This window comes from Microlunatus aurantiacus (assembly GCF_039536605.1).
GTDB classification, from domain to species: Bacteria; Actinomycetota; Actinomycetes; order Propionibacteriales; family Propionibacteriaceae; genus Microlunatus; species Microlunatus aurantiacus.
In genome coordinates this window covers 1-16,882 of sequence record NZ_BAAAYX010000002.1, presented here as the reverse complement: position 1 = coordinate 16,882, position 16,882 = coordinate 1, and the positions used below count along the sequence as shown (strand labels likewise).

At 71.8% G+C, this 16,882-nt stretch carries 17 protein-coding genes and 1 pseudogene; 6 read left to right on the top strand and 12 right to left on the bottom strand.

Translation table 11 applies throughout. The features are described from left to right. Positions 1-103: 103 nt before the first annotated feature. Positions 104-682, top strand: coding sequence for a hypothetical protein (locus tag ABD714_RS00195; RefSeq protein WP_344810247.1), 579 nt, complete (start codon positions 104-106; stop codon positions 680-682). Positions 683-714: 32 nt separating this feature from the next. Here ABD714_RS00195 and ABD714_RS00190 read toward each other — a convergent pair whose 3' ends face one another. The 5 genes from ABD714_RS00190 to ABD714_RS00170 form a co-directional block, all read right to left on the bottom strand. After that, positions 715-1,524, bottom strand: coding sequence for a sugar phosphate isomerase/epimerase family protein (locus tag ABD714_RS00190; RefSeq protein ID WP_344810246.1), 810 nt, complete (start codon positions 1,522-1,524; stop codon positions 715-717). Further along, positions 1,521-2,570 (bottom strand): zinc-binding dehydrogenase, encoded by a 1,050-nt coding sequence (locus ABD714_RS00185; protein ID WP_344810245.1) that lies wholly within the window; start codon positions 2,568-2,570, stop codon positions 1,521-1,523. Before ABD714_RS00185 ends, ABD714_RS00190 begins: the two co-directional genes overlap by 4 nt. A 104-nt stretch (positions 2,571-2,674) precedes the next feature. Then, entirely contained in the window at positions 2,675-3,580 is a 906-nt protein-coding gene (locus tag ABD714_RS00180) for a carbohydrate ABC transporter permease (protein WP_344810244.1), read from the bottom strand. A 1-nt stretch (position 3,581) separates the two neighbouring features. Continuing rightward, positions 3,582-4,472 carry a carbohydrate ABC transporter permease gene (locus ABD714_RS00175; RefSeq protein WP_344810243.1) on the bottom strand — a complete coding sequence of 297 codons (891 nt, stop codon included), beginning with the start codon at positions 4,470-4,472 and terminating at the stop codon, positions 3,582-3,584. A gap of 35 nt (positions 4,473-4,507) precedes the next feature. Next, positions 4,508-5,815, bottom strand: coding sequence for an ABC transporter substrate-binding protein (locus ABD714_RS00170; RefSeq protein ID WP_344810241.1), 1,308 nt, complete (start codon positions 5,813-5,815; stop codon positions 4,508-4,510). A gap of 194 nt (positions 5,816-6,009) precedes the next feature. Between ABD714_RS00170 and ABD714_RS00165 the strand changes: the two genes are divergently transcribed. Further along, the gene (locus ABD714_RS00165) at positions 6,010-7,044 is read left to right on the top strand and encodes a LacI family DNA-binding transcriptional regulator (RefSeq protein ID WP_344810240.1); all 1,035 of its coding nucleotides are present in this window, start codon (positions 6,010-6,012) and stop codon (positions 7,042-7,044) included. 75 nt (positions 7,045-7,119) lie between these two features. Beyond that, positions 7,120-7,344 (top strand): hypothetical protein, encoded by a 225-nt coding sequence (locus ABD714_RS00160; protein ID WP_344810239.1) that lies wholly within the window; start codon positions 7,120-7,122, stop codon positions 7,342-7,344. 13 nt (positions 7,345-7,357) lie between these two features. Here ABD714_RS00160 and ABD714_RS00155 read toward each other — a convergent pair whose 3' ends face one another. Together ABD714_RS00155 and ABD714_RS00150 are read right to left on the bottom strand one after the other, a co-directional pair. Then, entirely contained in the window at positions 7,358-7,960 is a 603-nt protein-coding gene (locus ABD714_RS00155; RefSeq protein ID WP_344810238.1) for a TetR/AcrR family transcriptional regulator, read from the bottom strand. 64 nt (positions 7,961-8,024) lie between these two features. Next, positions 8,025-9,632: an amidohydrolase gene (locus ABD714_RS00150; RefSeq protein WP_344810237.1), complete on the bottom strand. Its 1,608-nt coding sequence runs from the start codon at positions 9,630-9,632 to the stop codon at positions 8,025-8,027. 134 nt (positions 9,633-9,766) lie between these two features. Between ABD714_RS00150 and ABD714_RS00145 the strand changes: the two genes are divergently transcribed. Continuing rightward, positions 9,767-10,984, top strand: a complete 1,218-nt coding sequence (locus tag ABD714_RS00145; protein ID WP_344810236.1) for an AMP-binding protein — start codon at positions 9,767-9,769, stop codon at positions 10,982-10,984. Continuing rightward, complete coding sequence (locus tag ABD714_RS00140) at positions 10,981-11,883, top strand: 1,4-dihydroxy-2-naphthoate polyprenyltransferase (RefSeq protein ID WP_344810235.1); 903 nt, start codon at positions 10,981-10,983, stop codon at positions 11,881-11,883. The genes ABD714_RS00145 and ABD714_RS00140 overlap by 4 nt, the downstream gene beginning before the upstream one ends. 100 nt (positions 11,884-11,983) lie before the next feature. Here the strand turns inward: ABD714_RS00140 and cds1 are convergent, their stop codons facing one another. From cds1 to ABD714_RS00125, 3 genes are read right to left on the bottom strand one after another with little or no spacing between them, the layout of a single operon-like run. Further along, positions 11,984-13,063, bottom strand: coding sequence for an L-cysteine desulfhydrase Cds1 (gene cds1 / locus ABD714_RS00135; protein WP_344810234.1), 1,080 nt, complete (start codon positions 13,061-13,063; stop codon positions 11,984-11,986). Positions 13,064-13,085: 22 nt separating this feature from the next. Next, complete coding sequence (locus ABD714_RS00130; protein ID WP_344810233.1) at positions 13,086-13,964, bottom strand: glycosyltransferase family 2 protein; 879 nt, start codon at positions 13,962-13,964, stop codon at positions 13,086-13,088. Next, positions 13,961-14,764 carry a CDP-alcohol phosphatidyltransferase family protein gene (locus tag ABD714_RS00125; RefSeq protein WP_344810232.1) on the bottom strand — a complete coding sequence of 268 codons (804 nt, stop codon included), beginning with the start codon at positions 14,762-14,764 and terminating at the stop codon, positions 13,961-13,963. Before ABD714_RS00125 ends, ABD714_RS00130 begins: the two co-directional genes overlap by 4 nt. A gap of 105 nt (positions 14,765-14,869) precedes the next feature. On the opposite strand from ABD714_RS00125, the gene ABD714_RS00120 reads away from it, so the two are divergent. Beyond that, positions 14,870-15,127: a PLD nuclease N-terminal domain-containing protein gene (locus ABD714_RS00120; protein WP_344810231.1), complete on the top strand. Its 258-nt coding sequence runs from the start codon at positions 14,870-14,872 to the stop codon at positions 15,125-15,127. Positions 15,128-15,308: 181 nt separating this feature from the next. Here the strand turns inward: ABD714_RS00120 and ABD714_RS00115 are convergent, their stop codons facing one another. Further along, positions 15,309-16,496, bottom strand: a complete 1,188-nt coding sequence (locus tag ABD714_RS00115; RefSeq protein ID WP_344810230.1) for a CDP-glycerol glycerophosphotransferase family protein — start codon at positions 16,494-16,496, stop codon at positions 15,309-15,311. Between the two features lie 26 nt (positions 16,497-16,522). Continuing rightward, a pseudogene (locus ABD714_RS00110) lies at positions 16,523-16,882 on the bottom strand (hypothetical protein); the annotation flags it as partial.

Genomic DNA, 16,882 nt, shown 5'->3' with positions numbered 1-16,882 from the left:
GTGTGAGGGATCACGGATCGTCGCTCGGGTCGGCGGGCGGGGACCCGGAGCGGGGACCGGCGGGCGGCGGGCCCCGCCGGCCGCCGATCTAGGATGACGCCTCGTGAAGGTGAGTTGGTTCGGCGTGTTCGACCAGGCGCTGCGGTCCGCCGACGTGATCGCCGTCTGGGCGGCCGTCGAGAACCACCTCGAACGCCCGCTGACCAGGGCCGAGCTGACCGCGGCCCGGCGGGCCGCGAACCGGTATGCCGCGGCCAGCGCCATCTCGGTCGTCCGGATCCCCGCCCCCGGCGGTGGCCCGATCCGCACCATCCCCCTGCTGGCCCGCGCGGACGCCGATCTGAGCGACATCGGGCGGCTGACCGCCATCGCGTCCGGGCGGATCGCCGGCACCGCCCGCCGCGGTCGGGTCAGGACGTCCGCGCCGGTCCGGGCCCAGGCGATGACCACGGCTGTCGGCACCGCCGCCCGGCAGGCCCGCCGACTGAAGACCGGGAAGTTCGACCCGCAGTACGCCGCGCAGCTGGCCGACGAGCTGGCCGGGGCCCTGCCCCACCTGCACGAGCTGGAGCAGCGGCTGCGCCACCGGGGTCAGGCCCCGACTCCGGCCACCGACCCCTCTGGGCGCCCGATCCGCCGCCGTCGTGGCCGACGGCCGGTCCGCACACCGCCGGCCCCCTGAGGTCGTACGGTCAGCCGGTGGAGGTGGCGCGGCTAGCTGGTGCGACCCCCGCTCAGCAGCCGGGCCACCCGCGGCAGCACGTCGGCGACCGGCGCGGAGAGCCCGCACTCCATGGCCAGCCACCCCTGGTAGCCGATCGACTCCAGCGCGTCCAGCGTCTCGGGCCAGTCGTAGTGACCCGCCCCGGGTTCGAGCCGGTTGCTGTCGCCGAGCTGCACGTGGCCGATCCGGGAGCCGGCGCGCCGGATGGCGGCCCCGATGTCGCCCTCCTCCACCGACATGTGGAAGGTGTCGGCGATCACCGCGACCCCGGCCGAGTCGACCTCGTCGACGATCGAGGCCGCGTCGTCGAGGGTGTTGACCACGAAGTCCTCGTAGCGGTTGAGCGGCTCCAGGTAGACCACCGCACCGACCGAGACCGCGTGCTCCCCCGCCTCGTGCAGCGCCTCCACCAGCTGCCGGCGCGATTCCTCGTCCGAGCGGGGCGGGGTGAACGGCGGCAGCTTGGTCGAGAACAGCCCGAACGCGTGCGGTGACACGATGCCGGTCCCGCCGGCCTCGACCACTGTCGACAGCAGCACCTTGAGCTGGTCGATCGCGTCCCGCCGCCGCGCCGGGTCGAAGTCGCCGATGAAGTGGTCCATGTGCACCACCGCGGTTGGCATCACCACCCCGGCCCGGGCCGCGGCCCGCAGCTCGTCGACGCGCGCCGCGAAGATCCCGTCGCCCCGCCCGGACAGCTCGATCCCGTGGAACCCCACCGACTGGACGAACGCGAACTTCTCCTGCAGGGACGTGCCGGGCAGCGTGCCCTCCGCTGCGGCCAAGCGGAAGCCGCTCACGCCGCCACCTCCTCGAAGCTCAACAGCACCTGCAGGGCCTGCTCCGGTCTCTCGTGCAGCAGGGTGAAGGCGGCTCCGGCGTCGGCCAGCGGGTAGGTGTGGGTGATCAGCTCGAGCAGGCGCAACCGTCCGGACTCGGCCAGGTCCATCGCCGTCCGGGCCAGGCGGTAGCCGTCCCAGCGGTGCTGCAGGTTCGGCGCCACGCCGGAGATCTGGGAGCAGACCACGTTCACCCGGTTGTGGTGGAACTCCTCCCCGAGCCGCAGTCCGACACCGTCACCCTGCATGAACCCGGCAGCACAGACCCGGGAGCTGTACGCGACCGCCCGGATCGCCTCGTGCAGAGCGCGGTAGTTGCCGGTCACCTCCAGGCAGACGTCGGCGCCGCGGCCCTGCGTCAGCGCGCGGACCTGCTCGGCCACCTCCCCCTCGCCGGCGTCGAGGACCACGTCGGCCCCCAGCTCGCGGGCCAGGTCCCGGCGCGCGGCGATGCCGTCCACCCCGATCACGGTGGCCCCGTTGAGTCGGGCGAGCTGCGCGACGATCTGACCCGGCACGCCGAGGCCGAACACCGCCACCGTCTCCCCGACGTGGATGTCGGCATCGAGGACCACGTTCAGACCGATCGCCGCGATCTGGGAGAAGATGCCGATCCGCGGGTCGACGCCGGCGCCCAGCAGCCGCCCCCCGGCCCGCTCGGCGGACTGCACGGTGCTCGTGCGGTGGCCCCACGTGCCCCAGACCCGATCGCCCGGTTGCAGGCCGGTGACGGCGTCACCGATCTCGACGACCTCGCCGACCTCCTCGTAGCCCCAGCCGTCGACCGGGTACTCGAAGCTGGTCGAGCCGTCGACGAAGAGGCGTCGGTCGTCGTCCCAGCGCTTGGTCAGGTACGGGTTGGTCCCGCGGTAGGCGGTCAGCTCGGTCCCGGCGGAGATCCCCGAGAACAGCGTGCGCAGCCGGACGTCGTCCGGACCGATCGGCCGTTCCTCGTCGGGGACGACCTCGGCGACGCACGGTGAGGTGAAGCTCACCATCGAACCCATGGCAGAACGCTCCTTCGCGTAGGTGGTCTCAGTTTTCTGGTGGTCGTGGTCGTGGTGGTGTGGTTGCTGCGGGTCGGCCCGATGATCATGGGATCGCCGGGTGGTCAGCCCTTGACCGCTCCCGAGATGAAGCCCTCGGTGACCTGACGCTGCAACAGGACGAAGAGCAGCAGAACCGGCACGATGGTGATCAGGGCGCCGGCGGCGAGCGGGCCGATGTCGACCGACCGGCCGCCGGTGAACATGTAGAGGCCCGTGGTCAGCGGTCGGTAGTCGCCGCTGGGCAGGTAGAGCAGCGGGATCAGGAAGTTGTTCCAGTTGCCCAGGAACGTGAAGACCGCCAGCGCTCCCATGCCGGAGGAGACGAGGGGCAGCATCACCCGGAGGAAGATCTGTGCCTCCGAACAGCCGTCGACCCGGGCGGCCTGCTCGAGCTCGCTGGGCAGGTCGGTGAAGAACGCCCGCATGAAGAAGGTCCCGAACGAGATGCTCGTCGCGGCCAGCACCAGGTTCGCCCCGAGCAGGGTGTCCAGCAGCCCCATCGACCGGAGCTGGAAGTAGAGCGGGATCATGTAGGTGAAGAACGGCACCAGCAGTCCCAGCACCACGACGTAGAACACGAGTGTCCGTCCGGGGAACGGCAGCCGCGCGAACGCGTACCCGGCCATGGTGGACACGGCCACGACGAGCAGGGTGCTGGGCACCGACAGCAGGATGCTGTTCACCAGGTAGTCGGAGAACCGCCCCACGGTCCAGGCGTCGACGAGGTTGGTCCACGAGAACGACGAGAAGAGCCCGAACGGATTGAGCCGGACGTCCTCGGGCGTCTTCAGGGCGGTGGAGACGACCAGCAGGACGGGGAACAGGGTCAGCCCCGCGAGGACCACCAGCAGCAGGTGACGCATCAGCACCGCCACGGTGCGACGGGGTCCGCGACGATGGACCGCAACTGGAGCCGACCGGTCGCTGGTCGCGGCGCGGGCGAGCTCGAGGGGAGGGGTGTCGGACACGTCAGGCTCCGGTGTCTTGGAGGGCGAGTCGGCGTTGCAGGCGGTTGATGGCCACCGCGAACGGGATGGACAGCACGGTGATCAACAGGGCCAGCGTGGTCCCGTAGCCGATCCGACTCAGCTGGAACGCCTGGGTGTAGGCGTAGGTGCCGAGCACGTTGGTGGCGTCGGCCGGACCGCCGCCGGTCATGATGAAGATGATGTCGAACACGCTGAAACCGCCCACCAGCGTCAGCGTCAGCACCATCAGGAAGACCGGCATGATCTGCGGCAGCAGGATGAACCAGAGCCGTTGCGGGGCGTTCGCCCCGTCGATCCGCGAGGCGTCGACCAGCTCGATGTCCACGTTGCGCAGGGCCGACAGGAAGATGATGATCACGAACCCGCTGTACGCCCACACCGCCGTCGCCAGCACCGCGTACAGGGCCAGGTCCGGGTCACCCAGCCAGCCCCGCACCAGACCCTCCAGTCCGATCGACTCCAGCGCCCGGTTCAACCAGCCGCTGACCGGGTCGTAGATCCAGGTCCAGACGATCCCGATCGCCACCCCGGGCAGCACGAACGGGAGGAAGAACGCCAGCCGGTAGATCGCCGCGCCACGCCGGGTGGTCCAGATCAGCACCGAGACCAGCAAGCCGATGATCATCGGGGCCGCCGTGCCGACGACGATCCAGATCAGGTTGTTGGTCAGGGCGTGCCAGGTCTCGGGATCGGTGAACATCTCGATGACGTTGGCCGGCCCGACGAACTCGGGGCTGGGGTCGATGCCGTCGAAGTCGACGACCGAGAAGTAGAGCGCGCTGACCATCGGGAACAGGAAGAAGATCACGACCAGGGCCAGCACCGGGACGGTGAGCAGGATGCCCAGGCGGGCCTGAGCCCGTCTGGTCACCCGCGGCAGCGTGGATGCGCGGGCTGCCACCGCTCCTACTTCTTCGACTTCTCGTAGGCGGTCTGCAGCTGGGCCGCCACCTTCTCCGGGGTGGTCTGGTCGGTCAGCAGTCCCTGCATCCCCTTCCACATGGCGTTGTTGAAGGCGTCCGGGGTCAACACGTCGACGTTGTAACCGAAGTCGCCGGTGCCGTCAGCGATCTTGGCCGAGTCGTCCAGGATCTGCTTGAACAGCGGGCTCGCCTCGATGCCGGCGGTGTCGACGGGATAGGCCGGGATGTCCTGCAGCTTCTCCACGGCCCACTTCCCGTGCTCCTCGGTCAGGCCGTAGTCGAGGAACCTGATCGCGGCGTCGGCGTGCTTGGTGGTGGCGTTGACGAAGGTCCCGGAGCCCAGTCCCCCGCTGAAGATCCCCGGGCCGTTCGGAGCCGGGAACGGGATGAAGCCGACGTCGAACTTCACGTTGCGCTCGATGTCGAGAGCCAGCCAGCTGCCGGTCGGGTTCATCGCGGCCTTGCCCGAGTAGAACAGGGCGTTGCCGTTGTCGTAGGTGACGGCGGTGGGCGACGGGTTGAGATACCCGGACTGCTGGAAGTCCTGCCACACCTTCAGGGCCTCGACCACCTCCGGTGAGTCCCAGGACTTCTCACCGTTGATCAGCTGGTCCATCGTCTGCGAGCCGACCGCACTGGACAGGGAGATGCTCATCAGGTGGCCGCCCTGCCAGCCTTCCTTGTCGCTGACCACCATGGGGATGACGTCGGAGCCCTTGATCTTCTCCATCGCCGCCGTGAGGTCGCCGACGCTCTGCGGCTGCGCGATCGACAGCTCGGTGAAGATGTCCTTGTTGTAGAAGACGCCGACCTCCTCGATCTGGCTGGGCACCCCGACGAGCTTGCCGTCGAAGGTGACCCGCTGCTTCGCGAAGTCGTAGATCGGCCAGTCGTTCTCCTCGTACGCCTTCGTCAGGTCGTAGACCAGGCCCGCCTTGGCCAGTGCACCCGCGAAGCCGGGGCCGGTGTCGTAGCCGAAGACGTCGGGGCCCTCACCGGACCGCAGCTGGGTCTGCAGCACCGTCCGGACGTTCTCCGACGGGATCACGTCGAGCTTGACGGTGATCCCGGCGTTCTCGGTCTCGAACTTCTTGATGTCGGCCTTGATCAGCTCGAGGTCGGCCGGGTCCTCCGGCTGGCCGATCATGTAGCGGATCTGCTGGGGTCCGCTGGTCTCCTGCGGAGCCTCGGACCGGTCGGTGCCGGGGGCTCCCCCGGTGCAGCCGCCCAGGAAGAGAGCGCCCGCCGCGACCAGCACGGCCAGGGGCCGCCAAGACGGAGATGTGAACACGATGACTCCTTCGTCGTCGTTCGGGCGGGTCGGTTCCGGGGCGCGGTCGTCGGAGCTCCCGACCCGTTGTGTGGTGGGGAACCCGACCGGGCGACAGGGTGCGCCGACCAAGATTTCTAACGTTAGAAGAACTGTGCCCTATGCTCTCCTCACTGTCAACGGATCCGGCCTCGGGCCGGCGCAAGGAGCGGCGTGTGGTCCCACCCGAGCCCGGGGAACCGTCGCGGCCCGCCCGGATCAAGGACGTCGCCGCCCGGGCCGGGGTGTCGCTGAAGACCGTGACCAACGTGGTCCACCAACGGCCCTACGTGAAGGCCGAGACCCGGGCCAGGGTCCAGGCCGCCATCGACGAGCTCGACTACCGTCCGTCGCTGGCCGGTCGACAGCTGCAGAGCGGCCGCAGCAACATGATCACCCTGGCCGTGCCGAGGATCGACGAGCCCTACCTGGGCGCTCTGGCCCACCGGCTGATCGCCGCCGCCGCCCCCCGCGGCTACACCGTCGTGATGGACGAGACCGGGGGACGGGTCGAGCGCGAGGAGCAGGCGGCACGCGGCTATCCCGGCCACGGGATCGACGGCGTGATCTACAGCCCGCTCGCCCTCAACCCGCAGCTGCTCGCCGCGATGAGCCGCGACACGCCGATGGTGCTGCTCGGGGAGCCGCTGCCCGGCAGCTCAGCCGACTACGTCGCCATCGACAACCAGGGGTCGGCTCACGAGGTGGTCGACCATCTCGTGGCCCAGGGTCGCCGCCGTTTCGTGTTCCTGGGTGGACAACCGGGCCTCTACCCCGGCGTCGGCGAGCAGCGTGCGCTCGCCGTCGACCACCGGTTGGCCGAGCACGGGCTCGCGCCCGACGACCTGGTCATCACCACCGGCCGGTTCCGCCGCGGCGAAGGTGCCCGCCGGACGCGCGAGAGCCTCGAGCGCCTGCGCGACTGCGACGCTCTGGTCTGTGCCAGCGACCTGCTGGCCCTCGGGGCCATGTTCGCGCTCCGCGAGGCCGGCATCGGCACTCCCGACGACATCGCCGTGGTCGGCTGGGACAACATCGACGACGGCGCGTACAGCCAGCCGACGCTGACGTCGGTGGCTCCGGATCTGGGGGCCCTGGCCGAGAAGGCCGTGGACGCGCTGATCACCCGGATCGAGGGCGACCGGTCCGAGAGCCGCAGCTACGTGGTGCCACACGAGCTGATCATCCGCCGGTCCAGCGTCCGCCCCTGATCCCGACGTCGGGCCCCGATCTCCGCGCCGGCCCTGATCTCCGTCAGAACGGGGGCGCGGTGCCACACTGTGGCGGTGGTCGGTCGTCCCGAGGGGTTCTCGTACGAGCAGCAGGGCCGGGACGTGGTCATCTCGCACCACGGCCGGCGAGCGACGACGCTGCGCGGCGCAAAGGCCCTCGCGTTCCTGGCCGAGGTGGGGTTCGAGGACGGCCAGGAGCTGATGGCGCGGCTGACCGGCAACTACCGGCGCGGCAACGAGCGCACCGCCCGACAGCACCCCCGTAACCGTCGATCCTGACGCCGCCGTTGACTCAGGCGGGTCGAACGTGCCGGGCCAGGTCGGCCACGATCAGCCGCAGCTGGCGGTCGAACGCGGTCCGGGAGAGCTCCTCGTGCGACGTCCCGGCCAGGGAGCGGGTGAGGGCGGAGTCCTGGTCGCGCGCGGCCCACACCTCCGAGGGGGCGCCCAGGTCGAGAGCCGCGCCGAGGCAGAGGGTGTCCAGCATCGTGATGGCCACGATCAGGTCCGCCCCGGTCAGTCCGGCGCGGTCCTGCAGCACCTTGGCCAGCTGGTCGTACTGGGCCAGCGTGGACGGATCGCTCACCGTCTGTCCCACCAGCAGGGGGATCGCGGCGGGATGGGCGGCGAAGGAGTCCCGGTAGGAGGTCGCCCAGTGCACGACCGCGTCCTGCCAGTCCGGCTCGGTCGGGGGCGTCATGGTCGCCGCGAGGAGTCCCCGGATCCCCTCGACGATGCTGGCACGACCCTCGATGTGGTGATACAGCGACGACACGCTGACCCCCAGCCGCTGCGCCAGCTCGGGGAGCGTGAACCGTCCCGTCCGGTCGATCAGATCGAGCGCGGTGGCGATGATGAGCTCACGGGACAGGATCGGTCGGTGCGGGCGAGCCACGGGTCGTCGCCCCCTTTCACTGGTGGGGCGTCAGTCTCCCACCGGGAGGCGTCCGGGGTCGGACTCAGCCTCGGTGCGCGACGGTCCCGTCGACGACGGTGAGCGGGACGGCGGCCTCGGCGAACTCGTCCGGCGGCACGAGCAGCGGGTCGAGACCGAAGGCGCTCAGATCGGCCCGGAAGCCCTCGCGGATCCGCCCTGCCACCCGCTCGAGGCCGGCGGCTGCCGCGGCGTGGGTCGTGTAGCCCTCCAACGCCATCCGAGCCGTCAGCCGCTGCTCGGGCCGGATCTCCGGGATCTCCGGCCGACCGTGCGGGCGCCGCAGCTGGGCGTCGGCGAGCACCGCGCGCGGATCGTACGGGGCGACGGGCCAGTCCGACCCCAGCACGAGCCGGGCCCCCTCGGCCCGCAGGTCGCGGGTGCGCCAGGCCCGCCCGGCCCGTTCCGGCCCGAGCCGGTGCGACCAGTTGTCGGTCTGGTCCGCGCGGGCGTAGAGCGTGCAGTGCGTGGGCTGCATGCTGGCGGTCACGTCCTGCCGGGCGAACCGGCCGACCAGGTCGTCGGGCACGGTCTCGAGGTGCTCGATCCGGTGCGGGACCCGGGTCGGTGCGGCCGGCAGGTCCTCGAGCGCGTCGAGCACGTAGCGCACGCCGGCGTCGCCGATCGCGTGGGTGACGGTCGGCACCCCGGCGGCGGCGAGGTGGCGCAGGGCCTCGGCGTACGCCTGGGGCTCCGGCCAGAACGGGGCCGTCGACTCCCCGAAGCAGTCGGGTTCGTGCAACCAGGCCGTACCGCCGTCGATGGTCCCGTCGATCATGAACTTCACCCCCTCGACCTGCCAGCGTCGACCGCCGATCCGTTGCTGGTCGAGGATCTCGGCGATCTCGGCGGGACCTGCACCCGGCATGCAGAGCGGGGCGAACCGCAGCCGGAGCGGCAGGTCCGTCTCCTCCTCGAGTGCGGCGACCAGCGCCCCGGAGTCGCCCTGGAAGTCCATCGCGTTGCCGGCGGTGAGCCCGACGGCTGCCATGTCGCGCAGCAGCTGCCGCAGCTTGTCGCGGCGGACGACGTCCGCCTCGGGTGGCATCACCGCCACCACCAGCTCGTAGGCCGGGATCTCCAGCAGGTGCCCGGTGGGTCGACCGGCCTCGTCGCAGACGATCTCGGTCGCTCCGGCGAAGGCCCGCGGGCCGTCGATGCCGGCGGCGCGCAGGGCGCTCGGGCTGGCCAGCGCGGCGTGGGCGTCGTTCATCAGGAGGAACACCGGGGCCTCACCCAGGGCCTGCACCAGCGGGGCGTACGTCAGCGGCGTCCGCGCGAAGGCGTCCGGACTGAGTCCCCAGCCGAGCACCCAGCCCTCGGGCTCGACCCTCGGAGCCCCCCTCAGCACGTCGACCAGCTGCGGCAGGGACGTCACGGTGGTCAGGTCGACCCCACGGGTCATGTCGACGCCGGTCACCGGGTGGAGGTGTCCGTCCACCAGACCGGGCGTGAGCGTGGCGGGACCGAGGTCGATCACCTCCGTGGCGCGACCGCGCCAGGCCATCGCCTCGGCCCTCGAGCCGACGCCGACGATGATGCCGCCCGCCATGGCGACGGCCTCGGCGGTCGGACGCCCGACATCCAGCGTGTGCACGGTGTCGGCCTGGACGATCAGCTCGGCCGTGGTCATCGACGGTCCCCCTCGCCGTCCCAGAAGAACATGACGGACGGCATGCGATTCGTTCCATGGTCGGACCGGCCCCCTGCCCTGTCAAGAGAGTCGCCTTCCTGGCCGTCGGCAGCGGACCGCGTACGGTGGCAGCCGTGAACGACCGGCTGCGCCTCGCCGACGGCACCGCTGAGGTGCTGGCGTCGCTGCGCAGCAGCCTGGCGGGCGGGGTCGCCACCGCTCCCCTGCCGGCGGACCCGGTGGAGCGGGTGCAGACCCTCACCATGCTCCGCCCGGAGGTCCCTCTGGACGAGCCCGGTGCGGCAGCCGTCGTGGCCACCTCGGGTTCCACCGGGCGGCCGCGCGGGGTCGTGCTGACCGGGTCGGCGTTGGTCGCGTCGGCGGAGGCCACCCACCGGCGGCTCGGCGGACCCGGCCGCTGGGTGCTCGCCCTGCCCGCGCACTACGTGGCCGGTCTGATGGTGCTGGTCCGCTCGCTGGTGGCCGAGCGTCCGGTCGTCGAGGTCGACGCCCGGCTGGACGCGCTCCCGACACTCGCGCTGGCCGGGGCCGGCCCGCACTATCTCTCCGTCGTGCCCATCCAGCTGACGCGGGCGCTGGCCGATCCAACCCGGACCGAGGTGCTGCGGCGGTTCGACGCCGTGCTGCTCGGCGGATCGGCGGCCGACCCGTCGCTGCTGGACCGGGCGGCCGCGGCCGGGGTCTCGGTGGTCACCACGTACGGGATGAGCGAGACCTGTGGTGGCTGCGTCTACGACGGTGTCCCGCTCGACGGGGTGGACGTCACCGTCGATCCGACCGGACGACTCGTCATCGGCGGTCCGACGGTGTTCGCCGGCTACCGGCTCGATCCCGCTGCCACCGCCGACGCACTGTCGGGCGGGCGGCTTCTCACGCGGGACCGGGGTGAGGTCACCGACGGTCGGGTCGCGGTGCTGGGGCGGATCGACGACGTCGTCATCTCGGGTGGTCTGAACGTCGACCTGGCCGCCGTCGAGCGAGCCGTCCGCGCGTGGGTCGCTGCCGAGGGGTCCAGCGACGAGGTGGCCGTGGTCGGCGTGCCGCATCCGGACTGGGGCACCGAGGTGGTCGCCGTCGTGGCCGCGGACCAGCACCGGGCGCTCGTCGCGGCGCCCGGGCCGGACCCGCGTGCGGTCCGCTCGGGGGACGGACGATCCGTCTTGTCGGACCTCCGCGCCGCCCTCGCCGAGGGACTCCCGTCGTACGCGCTGCCCCGCCGCCTGGTGGTCCGCAGCACCCTGCCCCGCACCTCCGGTGGCAAGATCGATCGCCGACAGCTGATCGCCGACCTGACCGACACCGCGGCGGACCGACCGGAGGACCCCACGTGAGCACCGATGTGACCCAGCCGCGGCGCCCGACGGCGTCGCAGTGGGCGGCCGGAGCGCGCCCGCGCACCCTCCCGGCTGCGGTGGCCCCGGTGCTGGCGGGCAGCGGGGTGTCGGCCTGGGCCGGCGGCTTCACCCTCACGGCCGCGGCGCTCGCCCTGCTGGTCAGCCTGGCCCTGCAGGTCGGGGTCAACTACGCCAACGACTACTCCGACGGGGTGCGGGGCACCGACGCGGTCCGGGTCGGACCGCTCCGGCTGGTGGGATCGGGCGTGGCCGAACCTCGCGCGGTGAAGCGTGCCGCGTTCGCCTGCTTCGGGGTCGCCGCGGTGGCCGGTCTCGTGCTGGTGGTGCTCACCGGGTTCTGGTGGCTGCTGGTCGTGGGCGCGGCCTGCGTGCTCGCCGCCTGGTACTACACCGGCGGCACGCGACCGTACGGCTACCGCGGCCTCGGCGAGGTCTTCGTGTTCGTCTTCTTCGGGCTGGTCGCGGTGTCCGGCACGGTGCTGGTCCAGGTGGGCACGGTGCCGTGGCCGACCTGGCCGGTCGCCGTCGGGATCGGGTCGCTGGCCTGCTCCATCCTGGTGGCCAACAACCTGCGCGACCTGCGCGGCGACCTCGCGGTCGGCAAGCACACGCTGGCCACCCGCCTCGGCGATCGCGGCACCCGCTGGTTCTACGTGGCGCTGGTGGTCCTCGCCGCGGTGGCGGTCGTCGTGGTGGCCGCCGCCACGACCTGGTGGGCGCTGCTCGCCCTGGCCGGGATCGCGCTCCTGGTGCCCGCCGTCCGTCGGGTCCTCGGCGGCGCCCAGGGTCCGGAGCTGATCGCGGTGCTCAAGTCCAGCGGCACCGCCGAGCTCACGTACGCCCTGGGTCTCGCGGTCGGCCTCCTCCTCGCCTGACCGCCCCTCCGTACGCAGCCCCCGCCCCACAGCTGCTCGGGTTTGTCGGTCCTGCTCGGTCTATAGAGCGAGCAGGACCGACAAACCCGAGCAGATCCGGTCAGGGGTGGGTGAGGGTGCCGGTCCGCAGGAACGCCCCCAACGCATCGGCGTACGGGGTCAGGTCCCAGCCCTGCGCGGCCACCCAGTCGTCGGCGTAGTACGTGTGCGCGTAGCGCCGGCCGTCGTCGCAGATCAGGGTGACCACGCTGCCCCGCTGGCCGGCCGCGACCATCTCCGCGATCAGCTGGACCGCCCCCCACAGGTTGGTGCCGGTCGAGCCGCCGACCTGGCGGTCGAGCAACGCCGTTCCCCAGCGCATCGCGGCCACGCTGGCCGCATCGGGGACGGCGATCATCCGGTCCACCAGCTCGGGCAGGAAGCTCGGCTCGACCCGCGGCCGGCCGATCCCCTCGATCCGGGAGCCGGCGGCGGTCACCGTACGGTCTCCGGTGCTCCAGGCCGGGTAGAACGCCGACCCCTCCGGATCGACCACGCAGAGCCGGGTCGCGAACCGCTGGTAGCGCAGGTAGCGGCCGATGGTCGCGCTCGTCCCGCCGGTGCCGGCGCCGACGACCACCCAGCTGGGCACCGGGTCGGGCTCCATCCGGAGCTGGTCGAACATCGACTCGGCGATGTTGTTGTTGCCGCGCCAGTCGGTCGCCCGCTCGGCGTACGTGAACTGGTCCAGGTAGTGCCCGCCGGACTCGTCGGCCAGCCGCTGCGCCTCGGCGTAGATGGTGGTCGGGTCGTCGACGAGGTGGCAGCGACCGCCGTGGAACCCGATCAGCGCGCACTTCTCCCGCACCACGCTGGCCGGCATCACCGCCACGAACGGCAGCCCCAGCAGCCGGGCGAAGTAGGCCTCGCTGACCGCTGTCGACCCCGACGAGGCCTCGACCAGCGTGGTGCCCCGCCGGATCCAGTTGTTGCAGAGACCGTAGAGCACCAGGGAGCGGGCCAGCCGGTGCTTCAGGCTGCCGGTCGGGTGGACCGACTCGTCCTTGAGGTAGAGCCGCACCCCCCACTCGGGGGGCAGCGGGAACACGTGCAGGTGGGTGTCCGACGTGCGGTTGGCGTCGGCCTCGACCTGGGCGATCGCCCAGGCCTGCCACTCCCGGTCCGTCAGCTGGTCCGACACGTCGACGCTCCTGGTCCCGGCGCTAGATGACGGGCGGGTGCCCGGCGCGGGTCATCCGCGCCACCGTCCGCCAGCTCATCGGTCGTCGTACGCCGCACTCCTCCGTGAGCCCCAGCTGGTAGCCCCGTACGGTCTCGCGCAGCGCCGACCTGGTCCGCAGCCGGATCCCGCCGACCAGCACCCAGGACAGCACGTAGAGCAGACCGACCGGGAGCGGCAGGTTGCGGCGGGCCAGCCACACCCGGTTGCGGGCCTGGAAGCGGTAGAACTCGGGATGCCGGGTGGGCGTGATGGCCGGGTGGAACACCTCGATGGCCCCGTCGTAGCGGACGTGCCAGCCGCCGTCCCAGACCCGCCAGGCCAGCTCGATGCCCTCGTGCGCGTACCAGAAGGGGGCGGGCCAGCCGTCGGCGTACGCGAACGCCTCCCGGCGCATGGCCACCGCGCCCTCCCAGACCGACATGGCCGGACTGCTCCGGCCCGGGTCGCTGGCCCGCAGCCGGGGCGTCCACCGGCGCGGCGCCGGCCGACCGTCCGGGTCCACCACCCGCGGCTGCACCAGGCCCATGGTGGGATCGGTCCGGAACAGCTCGGCCAGCTCAGCCAGCACGGTCGGGGTGGGCAGCCGGGCGTCGTCGTCCAGGAAGAACAGCAGATCGCCGCTGACCAGGGCGACCCCGGCGTTGCGGCCCGCCGGGATGCCGAGGTTGGTGGGCAGACCGTGCGCGCGGACCCCGTCGGGCAGCCCGGTCGGCTGCCAGCCGTTACCCACCACGACGATGTCGAGGTCGACGTCGCGCTGCTCCAGCAGGGACTCCAGCCCGCGCTGCAGGTCGGCGCGACGCTTGCCCATGGTCAGCACCACCACGCCGTAGCGGGTCGGTGCCCCCGGCGCCGTCATCGCAGCCTCGGCGAGGCGAGCACCGCGGCCAGGTGACCGACCAGGGTCACGGCGGCGGCGACACAGAGCCCGACCAGCAGCCACTGGGTCGCGGCCCCGTCCAGCCACAGGTCGACCACCGCGGCGACGAGGATCACCAAGGAGAGCTCGACGGAGTGGAACACCCGGTGGAACGGAACGAAGCGGGCGACCCGGCGGGCCGTCCGCAGCAGGCCCTGAGTGGGCTTGCGCACCGCCTCCGTGTCCTGCATCTGGGGCAGCCCGGCGTAGTGCCGGGAGACGTGCACGAGGTCGTTCTCCACCTTGTTCAGACAGACCAGCAGACCGAGCAGCAGACCGAGACTCACCCAGACGTTGCCCAGCTCGAGCTCGCGAGCGGCTCGGATCCCCAGCGCCACGGAGATGCCGCACTCCGCGACGTAGTGGCCCACCCGGTCGAGGTAGACCCCCTTAGGCGACGACGTCTGGCGCCAGCGCGCCACCTCCCCGTCGCAGCAGTCCAGCAGCATCTGCAGCTGGATCAGCACCACGGTGACAATCGCGCCGGCCAGCGTCCACCAGGCGGTGGAGAAGAAGGCGAGGACCGTGCACAAGATCATCAGCCAGGTGACGCCGTTGGCCGAGAACCCGGCCTTGAGCAGGACCCTGGTCAGGTACGGCGAGAGGTCCCGCAGGTAGGCACTGGCGACCCAGTGCTCGGCGCCGGCCCGGGTGCGCACACTCGGCGGCTGGGTGACCTCACGCAGCTCGGCGATCGACGGATCGGCCGGACGACCGGTCGCTGGCGTCCCTTCGAGCATCCGGCCACCCTATAGTCCGAGGTCGCGCACGCCCTGCATCTGCCGGCTCGACGCGAACTCATCCTGGCGGTGGCCGCCGCCCCGACACGCGCATACTCTTGGGAAATGGCCCGCTATCTCCCGATCATCATCGTGGCGTTGTTGATGATCTACTGCGTGGTCGAGGTCGCCCAGGCGCAGCCGTACGCCGTCCGCCGGATGCCCCGTTGGCTGTGGGCCACCGTGGTGATCTGCGTGCCCCTGGTCGGCGCGCTGGCCTGGCTGTTCTTCGGCCGGCCGAACGCGGAGTCGTTGGGCACCCGCAAGCCACGGACCCCGCCCCGCGCCCCCGACGACGACGTGGACTTCCTCCGAGGGTTGTGACGGTCAGTCGTCACTCGCTGTGTTGTCGTCACGCGCTGCTCCGCTGCGCGCCGAATGGTCCTGACTTCCCTCGTCAGGCGCAGACGATGAAGCGTTGTCTGCACCCTCCTCAGTCCAGACAGGACCGGGCGCTTCGCTGCGCGGTCGCTCGCGACGGGCTCGCTCGCTGACGCTCGCTCGATCAGGTGCTGCGTGTGCTGATCTCGGCTCGCCGACAATCGATGACCTCGGTGAGGGCCGCCTCGAACCTCTGCGTGCTGGCGCCGTCCGCGGTGTCCCCGAAGTAGTACGCCGCTAGCTCGGCCAGCTCCGGACTCGGGTCCGGTAGCAGCGCGGCGAGGTCGCCGGCCCGGTCGGCCGGGAGCAGGGGCAGCGCCTCGAGCAGCCGGGACGCGGGCCGGTACGCACCCTCGGCCGGTGCGGTGATCACCAGCGGCTTCCCGGTCGCCAACCAGTCGTACGCCACAGCTGACACATCGGTGATGCAGTGGTCGGCGAACCGCCACTGCCAGCCGTACGGGCCGGTGTCGAGCAGGTGCCGATCGCCGTCGGCGGCCAGCGCGGCGCGGAGCGCGGCGTCGGCGACACCGTGGGCGGCGGACGCCCGGCCGATCCGCGGATGGGGCCGGTAGATGATCCGCACCCGCGGGTCGGCGCGGAGGGCGGCGATGATCGCGGCGCCGTGGCTGACCACCGAGCCGTAGTGGATGCTCGTCCGGTCGCCCTCCCAGGTGGGGGCGTAGAGCACCCGGAGCCGACCGTCATCCGCCCAGTCCGGGGCGCCGGCCGGGTCGTGGTCCAGCTGCGGACGACCGACCTCGCGGATCCGGGTGTCGGCGTCGAAGTCGAACAGGGCCCGGGCCAGCCGCTCGCGACCGGCCGGCCCGCCGATGAAGGTGAGGTCGTACGCCTTGTGCTGGTTGGAGACGCTGCCGCCCTTGTCGCTCTCGCCGTGCCCGATCTGGACGTGCACCGGCTCGGCGAAGCGGAGCATCCGGAAGTTCTGCTCGACCTGGTTGACGTAGAGCACCGCCGCCACCCGGTGCCGGTCGACCAGCGCTTCCAGCTCACCGCTGGCCCGGGCGAACGCCACCGGCAGGGTGCTGCCGGACAGCACCAGCCGCCCCGTGTCGGGTCGGTCGACGATCACCACCACCGGCCGCCGGGTGGCGAGGGCCTCGAGGGGCAACCGCCACTGCTCGAACTGGTAGGCGTTCTCCGGTCCCACCGCGAAGAACAGCGCCACCGCCTCGTCCGGCACCGGCCCGTTCTTCCTGACCTCGCCGACGAACCGGTCCGCGGTCAGCCGGTTGCCCAGCTTCTCCCGGACCAGCTGCGCCGAACGTCGCAGACCCACCAGCTTCCCCACCGTGACCTCAGGCTCTGACCGTCGTCTCAGGCCGGGGTCGGGTCCGCCTTCTCGGCCGGCTCCGGCGGCAACGCCTTCGCCTCACCGGCATCCAGGGTCGACTCGCTGCGGTCCAGGCCCCACTGGGTGTGGAACGTGCCCGGCTTGTCGACCCGGTGGTAGGTGTGCGCCCCGAAGAAGTCGCGCTGCCCCTGAATCAGGGCCGCCGGCAACCGCTCCGCCCGGATCCCGTCGTAGTAGGCCAACGACGACGAGAACGCCGGCGTCGGGATCCCGTTCCGCGCCGCGCCCGCCACCACGCGTCGCCACGCCGGCAGGGCCGTGGAGATCGCGTCGACGAAGTACTCATCGGCGATCAACAACGCCAGATCCGGCGTCCGCTCATA